General features: G+C 62.1%; 16 protein-coding genes. 11 read left to right on the forward strand and 5 right to left on the reverse strand.

What is annotated here, in order from left to right; translation table 11 throughout:
• Positions 1 to 79: 79 nt before the first annotated feature.
• Positions 80 to 388, reverse strand: a complete 309-nt coding sequence (locus K3728_01560) for a hypothetical protein (protein UWQ95959.1) — start codon at positions 386 to 388, stop codon at positions 80 to 82.
• A 254-nt stretch (positions 389 to 642) separates the two neighbouring features.
• On the opposite strand from K3728_01560, the gene rsfS reads away from it, so the two are divergent.
• Together rsfS and rlmH are read left to right on the forward strand one after the other, a co-directional pair.
• Positions 643 to 978, forward strand: a complete 336-nt coding sequence (gene rsfS / locus K3728_01565) for a ribosome silencing factor (protein ID UWQ97406.1) — start codon at positions 643 to 645, stop codon at positions 976 to 978.
• Positions 975 to 1,442: a 23S rRNA (pseudouridine(1915)-N(3))-methyltransferase RlmH gene (gene rlmH, locus K3728_01570; GenBank protein UWQ97407.1), complete on the forward strand. Its 468-nt coding sequence runs from the start codon at positions 975 to 977 to the stop codon at positions 1,440 to 1,442. Before rsfS ends, rlmH begins: the two co-directional genes overlap by 4 nt.
• A gap of 8 nt (positions 1,443 to 1,450) precedes the next feature.
• Here the strand turns inward: rlmH and K3728_01575 are convergent, their stop codons facing one another.
• Positions 1,451 to 2,179, reverse strand: coding sequence for an ABC transporter permease (locus tag K3728_01575; protein ID UWQ97408.1), 729 nt, complete (start codon positions 2,177 to 2,179; stop codon positions 1,451 to 1,453).
• Positions 2,180 to 2,397: 218 nt separating this feature from the next.
• On the opposite strand from K3728_01575, the gene K3728_01580 reads away from it, so the two are divergent.
• From K3728_01580 to K3728_01590, 3 genes are all read left to right on the forward strand, one after another.
• On the forward strand, positions 2,398 to 3,600 hold the full coding sequence (locus K3728_01580; GenBank protein ID UWQ95960.1) for a sugar transporter: 1,203 nt from the start codon (positions 2,398 to 2,400) through the stop codon (positions 3,598 to 3,600).
• A gap of 8 nt (positions 3,601 to 3,608) precedes the next feature.
• Complete coding sequence (locus K3728_01585; GenBank protein UWQ95961.1) at positions 3,609 to 4,265, forward strand: ABC transporter ATP-binding protein; 657 nt, start codon at positions 3,609 to 3,611, stop codon at positions 4,263 to 4,265.
• A gap of 138 nt (positions 4,266 to 4,403) precedes the next feature.
• Complete coding sequence (locus tag K3728_01590) at positions 4,404 to 6,803, forward strand: hypothetical protein (protein ID UWQ95962.1); 2,400 nt, start codon at positions 4,404 to 4,406, stop codon at positions 6,801 to 6,803.
• On the opposite strand, the gene K3728_01595 is transcribed toward K3728_01590, so the two are convergent.
• The gene (locus K3728_01595) at positions 6,793 to 10,395 is read right to left on the reverse strand and encodes a glycosyltransferase (GenBank protein ID UWQ95963.1); all 3,603 of its coding nucleotides are present in this window, start codon (positions 10,393 to 10,395) and stop codon (positions 6,793 to 6,795) included. The two genes, K3728_01590 and K3728_01595, sit on opposite strands and share 11 nt — an antisense overlap.
• A gap of 97 nt (positions 10,396 to 10,492) precedes the next feature.
• Between K3728_01595 and gpmI the strand changes: the two genes are divergently transcribed.
• The 5 genes from gpmI to K3728_01620 all read left to right on the forward strand — a co-directional run bounded on the left by gpmI (position 10,493) and on the right by K3728_01620 (position 15,499).
• Positions 10,493 to 12,007 (forward strand): 2,3-bisphosphoglycerate-independent phosphoglycerate mutase, encoded by a 1,515-nt coding sequence (gene gpmI, locus K3728_01600; protein ID UWQ95964.1) that lies wholly within the window; start codon positions 10,493 to 10,495, stop codon positions 12,005 to 12,007.
• 17 nt (positions 12,008 to 12,024) lie between these two features.
• Positions 12,025 to 13,152, forward strand: coding sequence for a peptidase M23 (locus K3728_01605; GenBank protein UWQ97409.1), 1,128 nt, complete (start codon positions 12,025 to 12,027; stop codon positions 13,150 to 13,152).
• Positions 13,153 to 13,216: 64 nt separating this feature from the next.
• A complete protein-coding gene (locus tag K3728_01610) occupies positions 13,217 to 14,542 on the forward strand; it encodes a S41 family peptidase (GenBank protein ID UWQ95965.1) in 1,326 nt (441 codons plus the stop codon).
• 1 nt (position 14,543) lies between these two features.
• Positions 14,544 to 15,008, forward strand: coding sequence for an RNA pyrophosphohydrolase (locus tag K3728_01615; GenBank protein ID UWQ95966.1), 465 nt, complete (start codon positions 14,544 to 14,546; stop codon positions 15,006 to 15,008).
• Positions 15,008 to 15,499: a hypothetical protein gene (locus tag K3728_01620; protein UWQ95967.1), complete on the forward strand. Its 492-nt coding sequence runs from the start codon at positions 15,008 to 15,010 to the stop codon at positions 15,497 to 15,499. Before K3728_01615 ends, K3728_01620 begins: the two co-directional genes overlap by 1 nt.
• 151 nt (positions 15,500 to 15,650) lie before the next feature.
• On the opposite strand, the gene K3728_01625 is transcribed toward K3728_01620, so the two are convergent.
• Positions 15,651 to 16,829: a cupin domain-containing protein gene (locus K3728_01625; protein UWQ95968.1), complete on the reverse strand. Its 1,179-nt coding sequence runs from the start codon at positions 16,827 to 16,829 to the stop codon at positions 15,651 to 15,653.
• Positions 16,830 to 17,016: 187 nt separating this feature from the next.
• On the opposite strand from K3728_01625, the gene K3728_01630 reads away from it, so the two are divergent.
• Positions 17,017 to 17,304, forward strand: a complete 288-nt coding sequence (locus K3728_01630) for a hypothetical protein (protein ID UWQ95969.1) — start codon at positions 17,017 to 17,019, stop codon at positions 17,302 to 17,304.
• An 84-nt stretch (positions 17,305 to 17,388) separates the two neighbouring features.
• Here K3728_01630 and K3728_01635 read toward each other — a convergent pair whose 3' ends face one another.
• Positions 17,389 to 18,321: an alpha/beta hydrolase gene (locus K3728_01635; GenBank protein ID UWQ95970.1), complete on the reverse strand. Its 933-nt coding sequence runs from the start codon at positions 18,319 to 18,321 to the stop codon at positions 17,389 to 17,391.
• Between the last annotated feature and the right edge of the window lies 1 nt (position 18,322).

Here is an 18,322-nt window from a genome sequence, read left to right on the forward strand (position 1 = left end):
CACAAGTATATCAATGGTATATCAATCGGGTTTTCCCCTGCGAGCGGGCGGCGGGCCTAGGCCCGCCCTACGGACCGCCTCAGGGGCAAATCAAATTCGCCCTCATCACGTTCTGATCGCCGCGCAGGCTGTCGGTGTCAACGGCGCATCCGGTGGCTTGTTCCATCGCTTGGCCCGCGCGGTGAACAATGGCCCCGATGGAGGGGAAAGGCATGGGGTTCGTACGGATCGCCTCGGCCCGGTGGCCGTTGCGGCGGACAGAAAACTCCGCGCCATCCACGGTGACGTAAGTGGGCGGAATGCCCATCATCGCGGGAGAGGGGCTATCGCAGGCAGCGAGCGCAAGGAACAGGGCGGGCACGGCGGGGAGGTGGAGTAAGAAACGCATGCTCCAGCATTCCCGCGACATGGTTAACAAATCGTTACTGCAACAGGGGAAGGAACCATGCGTAAGGCGTGGTTGAGAACACGGTCGCGGAGTGTTATTATCCCTTATGCCCGGCGCCGGGGTTCAACAGGTGCATTGTAATGGAGGATAGAGTCCTGACCGGACTTAACCAAGCGGAGGCCAAGACCTCTGCATCCGCAGCGCCCACAACTTCGAAACGGGCCCGGACTCAAACCGCTTATACCAGCGAAGAGCTGCTAGAGCGCATTCTGACATCCCTTGATGACGACAAAGCCGAAGATGTCGTGCAGATTGATCTGCGCGGAAAATCCTCGATTGGCGATTATATGGTCGTGGCTTCTGGTCGCTCCACCCGCCAAGTTTCGGCCATGGCCGAGAAGCTGGTGGACAAGCTGAAGCAGGAATACGGCCTGTATTCCAAGATCGAAGGCAAGGACACGGGCGACTGGGTGTTGATTGATACCGCCGATGTCGTCGTCCACATTTTCCGCCCTGAAGTGCGAGAGTTCTATCAGCTTGAGAAGATGTGGCAGCCCGAGGCGGCACCTGCGGCGGGTTCAGAAGGCTGAAGGTTCATCTGTGCGTCGTGGGCCGCCTGAAAGGCGGGCCCGAGAAGGCGTTGATCGACGATTATCTGAGACGTTTCGACAAGACGGGCCGCGGCCTTGGGCTGTCGCTTGGGCAGCTCATCGAGGTCGAGGACCGCAAAGGCGGCGGCATGGCGGCGGAGGCGGAATTGATTCGCGCCCGCCTGCCCGGTACCGCGTTTTGGGTGATGGATGAACGGGGGGAGGTTATGACCTCTCCTACCTTTGCGGACCGTTTGGGGGCGCAAAGGGATAAAGGCGTGGGTGATTTGGCGCTGGTGATCGGCGGCGCGGATGGGATTGATCCTGCGCTGAGGGCCGATGCCGGGATGGCGATTTCCTTCGGCAAAATGGTGTGGCCCCACATGCTGGCGCGGGTGATGCTGACCGAGCAATTGTACCGTGCGGCGTCCATTCTGGCGGGAAGCCCCTATCACCGGGTGTGACCGGCGACCTACCGCATCAATATCCGCTGACTGTTGCGCCGCAGGATCAGCAAGCCAAGGGCCAGCGGCACCAACCCCCAGATCAGCATCAGTGGGACCGAGATGAAATCGGGTCCATAGGTGGGGTAGACCCCTTGCCGAAACAGTGCGGTGAAGTGAATCCACGGGGTCCAATCAAGGATGGATTGGATGGTGGTAGGCAAATCCTCATACAGAAAGAACACGCCCGAGCCGATTAACAGAGGGCGCGAGGCGATCACCCAGATTTGGGCGTAAACCGGGAAAAGCCCGGAAAGGGCGCAATTCAAGGTGCCATGGCCAAGCCCCAACAGCGCCGCAAGCGCCATGGCCGAGATCATGTAGCGAATTTCCAGCACGGCGGTTGTGTCGGTGAACTTTAGGACGCCGAACAGCACAAGGCTGGCGATGGCGACACTTGTCAGCGTGTTGAGGATAAACCGCGCCAGAACCGCGTCGATCCAGCAGACGGCAGGATACATCAGCAAGGGCCGAGAGAACGCCAGCGCGTTCATCACCGTGGAGAGGGTGAGGCTATAGAGAAGGAACGGCAGGTATCCGGTGGTGTAAAACAGCAGAAACGAACTGCCCAAGCTGGGGCTACGGATCAGCATGGAGAAGACGAAAGACATCACGATCAGGGCGCCGACGGGTTCCACCACGGCCCAGATATAGCCCCCCGGAGACCGGCCATAGCGCGTGGACATTTCGCGCAGCATCAGCGCGATGATCGCGCGGGCCGAGGCAAAGCTGGTGGCACGGGATCTGGCACGGCCTACGGGGGCGTGGATGGTTGTGAGGCTGGTCAAAATGCCGGGTCCATCATGTTTTATTAAACCTCTTTGCGTAGGGATGATTCCAGAAGGGAAAGGTCACGTGATCTGGTAGCGGGTTGCGCGGTGTCCCTGAGATTAACCACGCAAGGATTGCCAAACCGTTGACTGAAGCCACGATAATTCAAAATCCCCCTGCCTCGGTGCAGCGGCGCATTCGGATTAATACGGTGCCCGCGCAACGGGCGCGGATGCGGTGGCGGCACTGGGGGATCGCTGTCTCGTTCATCTTGCTGGTGCTGGCCCCGCTTGGGGCGGCGGCGTTCTATCTGTACCGGGTGGCGGTGGATCAATACGCCTCGACCACCGGGTTTACGGTCCGGCAGAATGAAACCGGCGCTGCAACCGATGTTTTGGGCGGACTGGCGGCCTTTGCGGGCGGCGGGGGCAGCGGGCAGGCCGATGCGGATATTCTGTTCGAATACATTGTCAGTCAGGAACTGGTGCAGCGTTTGGATGAACGGCTGGACCTCGTGGGCCATTACGCGGCCCCTTATGACGAGGATCCAGTTTTTGCCCTGCCGCCTGACACGACGATCGAAGGGTTGGTGGACCATTGGCAACGCATTGTGCGGATCAGTTACAGCCAATCCTCGGGGCTTATTGAACTGCGGGTACTGGCGTTTGAACCAGAGATGGCCCGCACCATCGCCCGCGCAATTATCGAGGAAAGCCAAGAGCTTGTGAATGCGCTCAACAGCACCGCCCGCAACGACGCGATGCAGTTTGCCGAACAGGATCTGGAGGCTGCCTTGCTACGCCTTCGGGGGGCACGCGAAGCCCTGACCGCGTTTCGCACCCGCACACAGATTGTGGACCCGGAAAGTGATTTGCAAGGGCGGATGGGGGTGCTGAACAACCTGCAACAGCAGTTGGCCGAGGCGCTGATTGAGAATGATCTACTAAGCGAGAATACGGGTAATCCCAACGACCCGCGCCTGCGCCAATCGGCACAGCGCATCGGGGTCATCCGCGAACGCATTGCGCTGGAACGGCAGAACTTCACCGAGGCCGACGCTCAGGTCGGGGGGGAAGATTACCCGACCCTTATTGCCGAATATGAAGGGCTGGTTGTGGACCGTGAATTTGCAGAAGGCAGCTACCGCGCGGCCTTGACGGCGTTGGACCTTGCCCGAACAAACACTACTCGCCAAAGCCGCTACCTAGCGGTCTTCATACAACCGACGTTCCCGGAGCTGGCCCAATTCCCGCGCCGAGAGGTCGTGTTGGGCCTTTGCACGTTATTCCTGTTGCTGGGCTGGGCGATCTTGGCGCTGGTCTATTACTCGATCCGCGACAGACAGTAGCGCCTGCGATGATCCGGTTTGAGAACCTTACCAAAAGTTTTCGAGTCGCGGGGCAGCGGCGGGTTGTCATCGACGACCTTAACCTGACCCTGCCCACGGGCAGATCGCTGGCGCTACTGGGGCGCAACGGGGCGGGGAAATCCACGCTGATGCAGATCATCGCGGGCAATATGAACGCCGATCGCGGACGGGTTGTGACCGATGGCACGATCTCTTGGCCGGTGGGGTTTGCGGGCTCTTTCCATCCCGAGCTGACGGGGGCGCAGAACACGCGCTTCATCGCGCGGGTCTATGGTGTCGATACCCAAGAGTTGGCCGATTTCGTGCGCAGCTTTGCGGAGCTGGGCGCGCATTTCAACATGCCGGTACGGACCTATTCTTCGGGGATGCGGTCGCGGCTGACGTTCGGCCTGTCGATGGGAATCGAGTTCGATACCTACCTTGTGGATGAGGTCACGGCGGCGGGCGACGCCGCGTTCAGAAGCAAGTCCAAGGCGCTTTTCGCCGCCCGGATGAAGCGGTCAGGCGCCATCATGGTAAACCACAACCTTGCCGAACTGCGCGAATATTGCGACGCGGCGCTGGTGCTGGAAAAGGGCCGCTTGCGCTATTTTAACGATCTGGATGAGGCGATTGACCACCATAAGGAAAACATGGGCCCCTAGGCCCGCGCCCGAACGCCAAGGTTAACACAAGCCCCGACATTTCGCCTTATTCGTCACGCCGCCGCCACAAACCGGCAAAATCTTCAGCCCCCTTTCCAAGGCATACCCCCTAGGAGTGCAAAGGAAAGTGAGTGCGTCATGGCGCAGATGGTCATTCAGGGGCAGTTTCAAATCGGGGTGGCGGCGCTGGACGTTGGCATCACCGATCTGATGGTGACGGAACACAACGGCAAATCCATTCTTTACGCCACCTCGGGCCAGAATGGCGGTCTTTCTTCTTATGAATTGCACGCGAACGGAACGGTCAGCATTCTGGATTCGGCCCTATACAACGCCGCATGGGCCGGGGCGGCGTTGCAGGAAATGTCGTTGATGGAGGTTAACGGCGCGATGTGCATTGCGGTTGCGGGCTCTGGCTCGGAGCAGCTGCATCTGTACGATGTGAACGCCAACGGCACCTTGGGCGCGGCGCAGCAGATGTCTGGCATCAACTCGAACATGGCGCAGCTTCTGGAGGTCAGCCAAGCGGACCCGCAGACCGTCTTCATGGCCGCCACCGGCAGCGGTCTGATCCGCGCTTACGAGATCGGCAGCAACGGCGCCCTTTCCCAAGCGATGCAGGTGTCGGACACCGGCACGACCTATGCTTCGGAAGTGATGTCAATCGGCGCGGCCTCGGTGATGAGCAACGATTATGTCATCAGCGCCAGCCAGACTGAAAAGGGCGTGTCCGCCTATCGCCTGGACGGCAACACGCTGGTGAACACGGGCAATGCCGGGGTGAATGAGGGGCTTGGCATCATGACCCCCACCGACATGAAAGTGGTCGAGATCGGCGGGCGGAATTTCATCATCCTCGCCTCGGCCCCCGGCGACGGGCAGGGGCAATCGGGCGCGATCACCGTGATGGAGCTGGCCCAAGATGGCAGTCTTGTGGACACGGACCACATCATCGACACGGCGGATACGCACTTTGGCAACGTCCAAACCCTAGAAGTCGTGGAGGCCGACGGGCGCACCTATGTGATGGCAGGGGGCGGCGATGATGGCGTGACCTTGTTTGTGATGATGCCCAACGGGCGGTTGCAGCTTTTGGGCACGGTCAGCGGCGACGCCGGGTTGCAAAACATAGCCTCGATGGCGGCGTCCTTTGACGGGGGCAGTCTGCACCTTTTTGTCGCCTCCGAGATGGAGGGGGGCGTGACAGAAATAACCGTCGATGTGTCTGCGCAAGGCGATATCATCGAGGGCGATCATGGTGGCGGGACAATTGCCGGCGGCGCAGGGGATGACATTCTGATCGGCGGCGCGGGCAGCGATAGCCTTTCGGGCGGGGCGGGGGATGACCTGCTGGAAGACGGGCTGGGTGTTGATACGCTGCACGGGGGCGACGGCGCGGATTTGTTCATTCTGCGGTCCGACTTCACCCATGACGAAATTCACGATTTCCAAGTCGGAGTGGACCGGATCGATCTGTCGGCCTGGCCGATGCTCTATGATGTGACGCAGATCGGCTACACGGCAACGGCCCAGGGGGCGCTGCTGGATTGGCGGGGCGAAACGCTGGAGGTGTTCTCGCGCAATGGGCAGACGCTGAGCTTCACCCAAGTCCACGCGGCGATCCTGAAGACGGCGCATCGGGTGCCGGATTTCTCGCTTCATGGGGGCAATGACGGGGATGACGCGATCGACGGCACCGCGATCAATGACGCGGTGGACACGGGCAACGGTGCGGACACCGTCACTAGCTATGCGGGCGATGATTACGTGGACGCGGGCCACGGCAATGATGTGGTCTACGGCGATCTGGGAAATGACACGATCATGCTGGGGGACGGCAACGATTACGCCGAAGGCGGAGATCAGGACGACCTGATCCATGGCGGCAGTGGCCGGGATGAGATCTGGGCCGGAAGCCAAAACGACACGGTTTACGGCGGCGCTGGCAATGACTCGATCCGGGGCCAGCAGGGCAAAGACCTAATCCACGGCGGTGACGGGCGCGACACGATCCTGGGCGATAACAGTGACGATACGATCTACGGCGAGGAAGGAAACGACGTGCTGCGCGGCGGCAACGGGGCGGACCTTGTCGTCGGCGGAGAGGGCAATGACCGCCTGTTCGGGGCTGAGCATCAGGATACGATTTTAGGGGGCAACGGCAACGATCTGATCCGCGCGGGCTACCAATCGGACTATGCCGACGGCGGCGCGGGCGACGACTATATTGTCGGCGGAGGCGGCTACGATACGCTGATCGGAGGGGCCGGAAATGACACGATGGAAGGCAACGTCAACGCCGACCTTTTCGTGTTTGAGGATGGCCACGGGGCCGATGTGATCCTTGATTTCAACGCCACCAATAACGGCGAAAAGCTGGTGTTCACCGAGCTTTCGACCATGAACACCTACGCCGATGTGATGACGGCTGCGGTGCAGCAGGGGGCAGATGTGTTCATTGATACGGGCAGCGGCAATTCGATCCTGTTGGAGGATGTTTTGCTAGCTGATCTACACGCTGCGGATTTTACTTTTTAGCGGCGTGGCCTGACAGGATTTCTTGATACAGCGCCACCAGTTCATCCCCCTGTTGCGCGGCCGTGCGTTGGGGTTGGTTGGATTCGGGCGGGCCTGTGTAGCGGGCGGGATCTGCATCAATGCGAGCCAAAACCGCGGCCAAGGCGCGGTGATCTTCGACCGGGACCACGTGGCCGTTCACCCCCTCGATAATATCCGCGCCGATCGCGCCCCGGTCCGAGGTCACAACCCATAGCCCCAGTGCCAAAGCCTCGCGCGTGACGAGGCCAAAACTCTCGGGCCAGATGGAGGGGGCCAGCAGCACATCAAAGCGTCCATAAAGGTGCCCCACTTGGGTTTGCGGATGGCGAGGGATGCGCAGGACGGGGGTATTGTTCCACGTCTCGTGCACCTCGGCCCCCGGCGGGAGCGCGTGATCGGAGACGATAAGATCAAGGTTCTGGAAGGCCCGCGACGTCAGCGCTGCGCGCAGGATATCATAGCCCTTGTGCCGGGACGCGCCGCCGATCAACCCAAGGCGTACGCGGCCGGGGGAGGCGGCGGTCGGTTCGCGCCTTGGCAGAGCAGAGACCCCGTTGGGCAGAGCGCGGACGTTGGGCAACCCGGCATCCCGGTGCAGTTGCGCAAAAGGCTCGGACACCGCGAGGGCGGCGGCGGCGTCTTGGATGCAGCGCCGCGCGATTTGCACCGGGCCGGGGGCGTCGTGCGCCGAAAAATCGTAGAGAGAGGGGACGCCGTCGGCGTCGATGATGAACTGATGTGGGGAAATCCACCACCCGTCGTGGAGCGACAGCACATAGGGAATGTCCCGCTGGCGGCAGGCGTCAATGATCCCGACGCCAAGCCGCTGCACGCAGTGAATGTGGACAATATCAGGGGCGATGCGGTCCAGCAGGGCGTTGATGCGGGCGTCCATCACCGGATCGCGCAGGGCCCGTTCCGGCAGCTTCCGATCGTTGCTGATTGACCAGATGCGCGCGCCGGAATGGCTGGTGGCATAGATCTGGTGGGCGGTTTTTTCGCCGTCGCGGGTGGTGAGGATATCCACCTCAAACCGGTCGGCGTGGTGGGTGAGAATATGGCTCACGTTATCGGCCACGACACGGGTTGCGCCGCCGATGGATTGCGGCGGGTAGAAGACATTCACCACCAGCAGTTTGGGCTTCGCCGCAGGCAGTGTGGTCTGCATCTGGCGCAGCAGATCGGCCCCCATGGCGGGAAGTGCAAAGTCCCGCATTACCTGTGCTTTCGCGGCATGGCCGATGCTGGTGCGCGCGGCGTCATCGTCGATCAGATGCAACAGGGCTTGAACGAAAGCGTCTTCATCCGAGGCGATAAGGCCGGTCAGGCCGTTGTCGATAGCGGCGTTCATCACCGGCGACGGGCTGACGACGGCGGGGATGGCGAACATGGCGGGTTCCATCCACTTGATCTCGGACTTGGCATCCGTTGCGGGGGAAGGGGACAGGACGGACAGGGCGACGTCGGCCTTGGCCAATTCCTCGGCGTAGCATTCGAAATCCCACGTGGGCGGAATGAGTGTCACATCGTCGGGAGAGAGGTGAGTGAGGGAAGGGAACTCTCCCATCAGGCGGACCTCGACCCGGTCGGGACGCGCTGCCAGAACGCGGGCAAGGGCGGGCTCCAGAATGGTGCTGAACTCGGCCTTATGGGCCATGGTGCCAGTGCCGTAGAATAGAACGACACGGTCCCCGGCAGCGGGCTTCGGGCGTTTCATCGCGGCATGATGGGCAAGGCCAAGGGCGTTGCGGTGCGTGAAAGCGGTGCCCGATTGGGTCAGCGGGGCTAGAGCCGCCCGGATCGGCGCGGTGGAGGCGATGCCAACCCCGCATAGCCGCGCGGCGGCGGCGAAAAGCGGCACGCCACAGGCCATGGCGGCGTGATCTTTGGCGCTGATCTGGCCCGCGTAAGTGGCAAGGGGCGGGGGGAAAGCGCCCGCGTCGAAAATCAGGTCGTCGATGTCAAAAAACGTCGCGATGCCTTGCTTGGCGGCATCCACCATCAGCGCCGCGATGGGCGGGAACGCGGGCGTTCGTTGGAAAATCACGGCATCGAATTGCGCCAGTTGGCCGTGCAGCTGCGCCACGTCTTTGCTTTGCAGAAAGGTCGAGACCTGCACCCCTTGGGATCGCAGTTGATCGGCCTTCTGGTCGGCCCGGTAGAGCTTGCATTGATAAAGGTCGTCATTGGCAAGGATCGCCACACGCTTGATCGCCCCGGCCCGGGCCACCCTGTCGGGCGTGGGGGCATAAAGCGCGATGGCACGGGTCAGAAGGTCTTGCAGGTCGGGGACGGAATAGTGGGAGAGGTGGGATTTAAGGTTGCGAAACAGCGCCTCAAAAACATCGCGGCCAAGGGTTTTGGCGCGGGTGCAGAGGTCCACATGGCCGAGGGCCGCAGGGGGCAAGGTGCTGGCATGGGTCAGAGCCGCGTCAAAATTGCCTTGGTCGAGGAACAGGCTGGCCAGCCGCATCCGGTTTTCGCCTTCATCAAAGTCAGGCGGGGCGGTTTGGCGCAGGGCGATTTCCCGAGGTGTTTGCCGCGTGCCGTGGATGAGGTCGGCAAGCTCCACGCTGGCACGGGGATCGCCGGGGCAGATGTGAAGGACATGGGACAACAGCGCCTCGGCCCCGCCAATATCGCCGCGCCGACGCTTATATCGGGCAAGGTCGATCACGAAACTGCGCAGGGCGGTGTCGGTTAGGTCAAGGGCGGTGACACCTTCTATCGGGTGCAGGATGAACCGCGTCAGATGCCCGCCCGAGGGGGGCGAGATCGCAGAGGGCAGGTTGAGGTCATAGCAGGCAAGGGCTTGTGCCTTGGCGTTGGCATGGACGTTGGCGCGCAGTCCGACGCTGGCCCAATGGCGCGGCGAAGGGGGGGCGCTTATCCCCCGCTCCGACAGGGTGGCGGCATAGTAGCGGGCATCAAGGGCGTGATCGGGGTGGGTCGGAACGCCCGCGTCCAGCCCCACTTGCGCGAAGTGGTGAATGCAAGACAGGCGGTCAGGGGCAGGCAGGTCCAGCCCGGCTGCATCGAGCGCGGCAAGATAGGTTTCGTGGTGGAAGATCGGGGCCAAAGCGGGGCCATGGAGGCCGAGGATCAGCCAGAGGTCCGCTTCCCGCAGGGCCAGTGCATCGGGCGGGATGCCACGTTCCGACAGCGCGGCGGCGGCTTGTTCGGCGGATAGATGGGGCGGCAGCCTATGGCCCGTGGTGCGGGCGACGAAATCCGCATTCCAAGCCGTGGGGGCGGCAGAGCGGCCCTCGGGGATGCCGAATTCAAGGTAGTGGAACACCGCTTCAGCCGGATCAGAGATGGCGTTGGCGACATCGGTGTTTTGGGCGAGGTAGGCGGGCAGGGTGAAGCCTTGGCCAAGGGCAGAGGCGCGGGGGTGTTGGGCAAGGATATCGGCGATGCGATCCCCGCCCGGGTCGGGGCAGACACGGGCCTGCGCCAACCAGCCGCGCCAATTGTTCCGGTCCGCTTGAGAGGTCAGCAAATGCCCCGAGGGTTGCGCCACAGGCGTCGCCGCATCCTGCGGATTGCCTGACACCTCTTGACCGTCCATTGCGCGTTCCCTTGCGTGTCTTCACCGAACGACACTGCGGGAGGTTGCAGCGCCGTTGCGCCCTCCGTAGAACAATTTGGTAAAGGAGTTCTGACCAATGACCGATAAGCCCTGCCCCGTTGTTCTGTGCATTCTGGATGGCTGGGGCATTGGGCAGACCGAAGCGGACAATGCGCCGCTGTTAGCCAAGACCCCTGTGATGGATGATCTGATGGCCCGCTGCCCCCACGCCACGTTGCTGACCCACGGGCGCGACGTGGGCTTGCCGGACGGGCAGATGGGCAATTCGGAAGTGGGACACACCAACATTGGCGCCGGTCGTGTGGTGAAGATGGACTTGGTAGAGATCAACGATTCCATCGACGCCGGAGAATTCGCGCAGCGCGAGGCCTTGGTAGCCTTCGGGCAGGCGCTGAAGACCTCGGGCGGGGTGGCGCATCTGATGGGATTGGTCAGCGACGGGGGCGTGCATTCGCAACTGGCGCATCTAGAGGCCGCGGTGTCCGTGCTGGTTACGATGGGCGTGCCGGTGGCGGTTCATGCGATCACCGACGGGCGCGATGTGGCCCCGAAATCCGCCGAAGGGTTCCTGCGCGATTTGACCCTGCCCAAAGGGGCCTTTGTCGCGACGGTCTGCGGGCGCTACTTTGCGCTGGACCGGGACAACCGATGGGACCGGGTGGAACGCGCTTACGACGCGATGGTGCGCGGCAAAGGCGACCGGGCCGATGACGCATTGGGCGCGGTCGCTGCGGCCTATGGGGCGGACAAAACCGACGAGTTCATTCCGCCCACCATCGTCGGAGACTACGCCGGGATGGCAGATGGCGACGGGATCTTCATGCTTAACTACCGCGCCGACCGGGCGCGGGAAATCCTTGCGGCCTTGGGCGATCCGACGTTTGACGGGTTCGATGTGACCGGGCGGCCTGACTTTGTCGCGAAGCTGGGGATGGTCGATTACTCGAAGGCGCACGACGCCTATATGACCACGGTTTTTCCCAAGCAGCAGATTGTGAACACCCTTGGCGAATGGGTCGCGAAAGCGGGCCTGCGCCAGTTCCGGGTGGCCGAGACCGAGAAATATCCCCACGTTACTTTCTTCCTGAACGGCGGCGTGGAAGTGCCAGAACCGGGAGAGGACCGGCAGATGCCGAAATCGCCCAATGTGGCGACGTATGATCTGCAACCCGAGATGAGCGCCGACCAAGTGACCGACCTGCTCGTGGCCGCGATCCGGGAGCAATACGACCTGATCGTGGTGAACTTCGCCAACCCCGATATGGTGGGGCACACGGGCGATCTGGCGGCCGCAATGGCGGCGTGTGAGGCGGTGGACAAGGGCTTGGGACAAGCGGTGGCGGCGCTAGAGGACGTGGGCGGCGCGATGATCGTCTGTGCGGACCACGGCAATTGCGAAACCATGGTGGACCCCGAAACCGGCGGGCCACACACGGCACATACGACGAATTTAGTGCCTGTCGTGCTGCTCGGCGGACCCGAAGGCGCGACCCTGCGCGACGGGCGTTTGGCCGACTTGGCCCCATCGTTGCTGCAATTGATGGGGCTGGAGCAGCCCGCCGAGATGACCGGTGAGAGTTTGATTTCGTGAAGGCGCCGCGCTTGCATATCCGCCGGCCTCTCCTCGGCCTATTTTTAGGCCTCCTCGCAGCCTTTGGGGCGGGGGCGCAGAGCGATCCGGCGATGACCGCACGCGAAGCGAGTCGGATGTTGGAAGACGCCGCCAACGCGTTGCGCGATGCCGATGGCGCAAGGGATCAGGTGGAAGCACTCACGGAAACGGTGCGCGCCTATGAACACGGGCTCGACGCGCTGCGGGCAGGTATCCGCAACGCCGCCCTGCGTGAACGCACGATCCTGCTGGTGTTCGAAGCCGAGCGAGAGCGTTTGGCCCGGCTAATGGGGGTCTTGCAGCGGATCGAAGAAGCCCCTGCGCCAGCCACCTTGTTGCACCCCGAAGGCCCGTTGGGCACCGCGCGATTGGGAATGATCGTGGCCGATGTCACCCCCGCCGTGGCCCGTGAGGCCCGGGAATTGCGGGCGCAGCTGGAAGAACTCGCCGTGCTTCGCGCCCTGCAAGATGGCGCGGTGGGCGAACTCGAGGCCGCCGTCAGCGGCGTGCAGGATGCGAGGTCTGCCCTAAGCCAAGCGATTGCGGACCGGGTGGAATTGCCTGAACGGTTCTCTCTCGATGCGGAGGGGATGGCGCAAATCCTGGAAAGTGTGGACAGCTTGGGCAGTTTCGCCGCGATGCTGGCGGAAACGCCGACCTCTGCTGAAGGAGAGATCGCCGACTTCACCGCAGTGCGCGGCACTGTGCCGTTACCGGCCCTTGGCACCTTGGTACGTGGCTTCAACGAGGCGGATGCCGCGGGCATCAACCGGCCCGGTGTTTTGCTGGCGGTGCCGCAAAATGCGCTACTGACCGCGCCTTGGCCCGCCTCGGTCCGTTATGCAGGGCCGCTGCTGGATTACGGAAATGTCATTATCCTTGAGCCCCACGAAGACTATCTACTTATCTTGGCGGGCGCGGGTGATTTGTTTGTGACCGCGGGCGAATTGGTGCCTTCCGGGGCGCCTTTGGGCCTGATGCCGGACGAAGAAAGCGAAACTGAAGCGGAATTGATCGTTTCTGACGCTCTTGGCGGTGGCGCCGGGCTTACGGAAACGCTTTATATGGAACTGAGACAGGGCGGGAGCCCAGTGAACCCGATGGATTGGTTCGCTTCCCAATAGGCCCCTTCAGGCGGATGCGTGAAGGAAGGCTTGGCCCGATACGGCAAACAGAGGACGACGATCTATGAAGAAACTGATGATGGCCGCCGTGGGCGGCATTGCAGGCGGGGTGTTGTTGAGCACTCAGGTCGCGGGCCCGTTGCTGGCGCAAGAGGCCGAGCGGAATGCCTCGGTCTATGAGCAGTTGGACCTGTTCGGCGATATCTTCGAGCGTATCCGCCAGAACTACGTGGAAGAAGTGGACGAGGCAGAGCTGATTGAAGCGGCGATCAACGGGATGCTGATCTCTCTCGATCCGCATTCCTCGTACATCTCGGCCAGCGACTTCGAGGACATGCAGGTGCAGACGCGCGGCGAGTTCGGCGGGCTTGGCATTGAAGTGACGCAGGAAGATGGCTTTGTGCGGGTCATCACGCCAATGGATGATACGCCAGCGATGGAAGCGGGTGTCGAGGCGGGTGATTTCATCACCGCCGTCGACGGAGAGGCGCTGTTGGGCCTGACGCTGGAGCAAGCCGTTGACCTGATGCGCGGCCCGGTGGGCAGCGATATCGTCATCACCATCGTGCGCGAAGGTGCAGAGGAGCCGATCGATCTGACGATCACACGGGACCGTATTCAGCTGACGGCTGTGCGGGCGCGCCTTGAGGGCAACACAGCCGTTCTGCGGGTGTCCACCTTCAGTGACCAGACGTTCCCCAACCTGCGCGATGGCCTTCTTGAGTTGATCGAAGAGGTCGGCGGGCTCGACAATATGAACGGTGTCGTGCTGGACCTGCGCAATAACCCCGGCGGCTTGTTGAACCAAGCGATCCGCGTGTCTGACGCGTTCTTGGAGCAGGGCGAGATTGTTTCGACCCGCGGGCGCGAGCCGCAGGATGGAGAGCGTTACAACGCAACCCCCGGCGATTTGATTGAAGGCCTGCCGATGGTGGTGCTGATCAACGGCGGCTCTGCCTCCGCATCGGAGATTGTGGCTGGCGCGCTGCAAGACCACCGCCGCGCGGTGATTGTGGGCACCAACAGCTTCGGCAAGGGTTCGGTCCAGTCGGTGATGCCGTTGGCGGGTGACGGGGCGATGCGTTTGACGACGTCGCTTTACTACACGCCCTCGGGCCGTTCGATCCAAGCACTTGGCGTGGCCCCTGACATCATCGTGGAACAGCGTGATCCCGTAGAAGTTGAGGAAGACGACGACGGCCGTCCGGCCCGGACCGAGGCAGGTCTGCGCGGCGCGATCGAGAATTCGTCCCTGACCGAAGATGAGCTGAACCAACTGCAAGAAGAACGCGCCGAAGCTGAAGCCACCGCCGCCCTGCGTAACGAGGATTATCAACTGGCCTATGCCATTGATATTCTGACGGGTCTTGGCGCTTTGGGTCCAAACTGAGGTGAGTGCTGATCTACCGTATCGCCCGTGCGCGGGGGTCGTTTTGACCAACGCGGACGGGCGTATCTTTGCGGGCCAAAGGGCCGGCATCGACACGCCTGCCTGGCAGATGCCGCAAGGTGGGTTGGACGAGGGTGAAGACCCCGTTGATGCCGCCTACCGAGAGCTTGAGGAAGAGACCGGCGTGGGCCGCGATCATGTCACGTTCATCGGCAAGACCTCTGACTGGCTGACCTATGATTTCCCTCCAGAGCTGGCCTTGGGGCGGTGGAAGGACAAATATCGTGGTCAGGCGCAGATGTGGGTGCATGTGCGCCTTGATGCGCCCGATAGCGTCATCAACCTGAACCACAAGGACGTGGAGTTCAGCGATTGGCGGTGGATGACAAAGCGGGAAATCCTGACTGTGATCGTCCCGTTCAAGCGCGGTATCTACAAGGCTGTCCTGAAGGAGCTTGGCATTTGATGATCCGTTATCTGTCGTTTGTTGCAGCGCTTGTCGCGGCCGGTCCGGTTTCTGCCCTAAGCTGCTCGGTCCCCAGTGTGGCGGGCGCCTACACGCAAGCCGCTGAAAGCCCGGTCAATTATGTGATTGGCGTCGGCTCGTTGTCTTTGACAGGCCCAAGCGACCCGCCCGAAGGGGCGGTGGCACGGGGCGGAGATATTAACGACATGGTAGGCTATTCGCAGCCTGCCCGCTTCGTGGGAGAGCTATTTACGGAAGATGGCTTTGAATTGTCGCAAGATATTCCGGTGACGGTAGAAGTGACCTGCACCATTGCCTGGTGCGGATCGGCGGCGGACGTGGAATACGGGTTGTTCTTCTTTCAGGCCGAGCTCCGGCGCTTCGTGTTGCTCGAAGACGCTTGCCCCGGTTTCGTTTTCCCCGATGCCCATCCCCGCATGTTGGCCGAGGTAATGTCCTGCCACCAAGGCGCCTGTGCGGGGGCTTGTTAGCAAGGTGGCGTTTTTGGTTCTGATCCGGGCTGAAGCCCGGTCTACATGATTTGAGAGGCCGCCCCGGGCCAAGGCCCGGTCTACATGGACGCTGCGTAGACCGGGCCTTGGCCGGAGATTTGTAGACCGGGCCTTGGCCCGGGGGACCGGATTACAAAACCTGCATCAGCCCTTCGCGCACGAAGCGTTTGGCGAGGACCATTTTGCCCGCGTCATCGAGGTCTCCACCCATATCGCCTAGGCGGAAATCGGTATTGGTGACGCAGAATTCCATCGCTTCTTTTGCGTGAGCAGGCAGGATGATCTCGGCCCCTTGGGCAACGAGGCAGACCTGATCTTCATCCGGCACGTCGTGGATGCCGAAAACGATATGGGGGTGGGCACCGACGCGGCTGTCGATGGTCAGGCTATCGAGCTTCGCCAGTTGCGCCATCTGCCCTTCGACACGGGGCACACGGGCCGTCAGAAATTCTTCCCGGAACCCAGAGAGTAGTTTGCCCACATGGGCATCTCCGACCATCGTGACAAGCTCGGCGAATGTATCGTTGTAAGCATCCAGATCGGCACCGTAGCTGGCGTATCCGGGTGGCAGAGCGCGGCGCATGGCGGGTTCGCGGTGGGCTTTGGCGATGACCGCTTCGGCCAGAGCATCGGCCCAGGTGCGGAACATCAGGCCGGTGGTGATGTGCAGCGACGTCTCGTCGGTGGCGACGGCATCATGGGCCATACCACGGGGGATATAGACGGCATCGCCGGGCTCCAGAATGAAACGATGTTCTTCCTCGCCCACATCCATGCCGCGTTCAAAGGCTTGATCGGGCAGGGGAAGTTCCACGGGCGTGCCGTAGATGCGCCATTCCTTCGTGCCCGAGACTTGCAGCACCAGCACGTCGTGGCCGTCGTAATGCGGGTTGAAGCCCTGATTGCCGGGAGGGGTCATGTAGATGTTCGTCTGAACACGGGCCGACATGGCGGATTCCATCGCGCGGCAGTAGCGCGCCAGCGCGGGGAGACGTTCATGCAGTCCCGACAGGATCACTGTCGCGCCATCAGCATGGAGTTGGTTCACACGAACAGGGTCCACTTGGCCGGTTTCATAGGCAAAGTCTGCTGGCGTGATTTCGCCATCGGCCCGGGTCACGTTGATCTCGGGGACATGCAGGCCCATGGTCGAGACGACGCGATCGATCTCGGCGTAGCTGAGAAGGTCCGAAAAATACCCCGGTTGGCCGCGCTTGATCAGCATCGGCTTCTTTTCAAAGTAGTCCTTGAAGAAAGTTTCGGGTGTTTCGGGGGCTATGGCCCAATCAAAGCTGAAAGTGTCGGTCATCTGGCGTCCGTTTGTTGAATCGTGGTGTTTGCTAGACATATGAGAAATCTGTTGTGGCAGTCTGAGCACGCAAGGGTGCGGGGATCAATCACTTGTGCGGGTAAGGGATCACCTCCATTGACTGAAATCGGCAGATCGGCCAAAAATTTTCCATACGAAGCCAGAATAGCATTGAGGAAATTCACCAATGTCCAGCGATGACAAGAAAAAAACTCTGACAGACGCAGAGATTACAACAGATCACCCCACCAACCGTCGTACGGTTCTGGGCGTCATGGGGGCCGCCGGTGTTGGCGCTGCTTTGATCCCCACGGGCGCGCAAGCCCAAGGCACTGACAGCGACAACGGCTCTTGGACCGATTCCGCAGGTTGCGGGCGCGGTAGCGGTGGTTATTCCACCGGCATCACCGATGCAGACAACGGCTCTCTCGGGACTGACGCGCCGGGTGCCGGTCGCGGTGCGCCTTACTGCTGATATCGGCGCGGGCTGAGAGGCCTGCGTTTTCGATATTTATGAAAAGATGAAGAGCGGGATGGCGGAGAGGTCATCCCGCTCTTTCTATGTACGGTCTATGGCGCGGGCGAGGGCGTGGGTCGCGCGGCTAAAGGTGGAGGCTGCGGCGGGTGATTGCTTGCGCCAGCGGATGAAGCCGTGGATCAAGCCTTCCGCCTTTTCGTGCCAGATGAGTTTGGAGGCGGCGAGGAGAGTGGCGGCGAGGGATTCGCCGTCGCCGAGGAGCGGGTCGAGCGCCGCCGTCAGGATGATGGCGGGGGGGAGGTTTGCGGGATCGGCTGTAGCGGGGGCAGAGTAGGCATCGGCTGGCGCGGTGCCAAGGTAGTCGCGCCAACAGCGGTGCATCATGGCACGCGACAGGTAGGGCGCATTGGCGTGGGCGGTATAGCTGGGCGCGCTACAGGTGGGATCGGTGGCCGGGTAGATCAGGAAGAGGCCCGCCGCGCGATGGGTTTTGAGCGCGGTGCCGAGCGCGAGGTTGCCGCCCGCGCTATCGCCGCCGAGCCAGATCTGCGGCGCCGCGCCAAGGGGGGATTGGCCCGATGTGAGGTGATTCAGCGTCGCTACACATTCGTTCAGGGCTGTGGGGTAGGGGTATTCAGGGGCGAGGGCGTAATCAATGCTGACGACGCGCATACCGGTATCAAGCGCCAGATCCGCGCAGACATGGTCGTGGCCGCGCAGGGTTCCAAGGCTCCACCCGCCGCCGTGGATATAGAGCAGCACCTCGGCACGGGGATTGGCGGTGGCGTAGCTGCGCAGGGGCACGTTGCGTCCGTTGCAGGGCAGGGACCAGTCGTCGGTGGTGATGACGGAAGGGAGGGGCGGCAGCGTGGCCTCCATCGCGGCGACGGCGGCGCGTAGGGTCGCGATCGAGCGCAGGTGGTCTGGGGTTGGATCCGGGTCAGCCTCCATCGCTCGCACCAGGGGCCAGAGGTCCGGGTGCAGGCCGGGGTAGGGGGCATCCGCGTCGCCCATG

Source organism: Rhodobacteraceae bacterium M385 (genome assembly GCA_025141835.1).
Lineage (GTDB): Bacteria > Pseudomonadota > Alphaproteobacteria > Rhodobacterales > Rhodobacteraceae > Gymnodinialimonas.

Excerpts from the sequence above, each read along its gene's own strand:
- K3728_01560 (UWQ95959.1), bottom strand. The coding sequence starts at position 388 with ATGCGTTTCTTACTCCACCTCCCCGCCGTGCCCGCCCTGTTCCTTGCG.
- K3728_01575 (UWQ97408.1), bottom strand. The coding sequence starts at position 2,179 with ATGCTGCGCGAAATGTCCACGCGCTATGGCCGGTCTCCGGGGGGCTAT.
- K3728_01585 (UWQ95961.1), top strand. The coding sequence starts at position 3,609 with ATGATCCGGTTTGAGAACCTTACCAAAAGTTTTCGAGTCGCGGGGCAG.
- K3728_01590 (UWQ95962.1), top strand. The coding sequence starts at position 4,404 with ATGGCGCAGATGGTCATTCAGGGGCAGTTTCAAATCGGGGTGGCGGCG.
- K3728_01595 (UWQ95963.1), bottom strand. The coding sequence starts at position 10,395 with ATGGACGGTCAAGAGGTGTCAGGCAATCCGCAGGATGCGGCGACGCCT.
- gpmI (UWQ95964.1), top strand. The coding sequence starts at position 10,493 with ATGACCGATAAGCCCTGCCCCGTTGTTCTGTGCATTCTGGATGGCTGG.
- K3728_01610 (UWQ95965.1), top strand. The coding sequence starts at position 13,217 with ATGAAGAAACTGATGATGGCCGCCGTGGGCGGCATTGCAGGCGGGGTG.
- K3728_01620 (UWQ95967.1), top strand. The coding sequence starts at position 15,008 with ATGATCCGTTATCTGTCGTTTGTTGCAGCGCTTGTCGCGGCCGGTCCG.
- K3728_01625 (UWQ95968.1), bottom strand. The coding sequence starts at position 16,829 with ATGACCGACACTTTCAGCTTTGATTGGGCCATAGCCCCCGAAACACCC.
- K3728_01630 (UWQ95969.1), top strand. The coding sequence starts at position 17,017 with ATGTCCAGCGATGACAAGAAAAAAACTCTGACAGACGCAGAGATTACA.
- K3728_01635 (UWQ95970.1), bottom strand. The coding sequence starts at position 18,321 with ATGGGCGACGCGGATGCCCCCTACCCCGGCCTGCACCCGGACCTCTGG.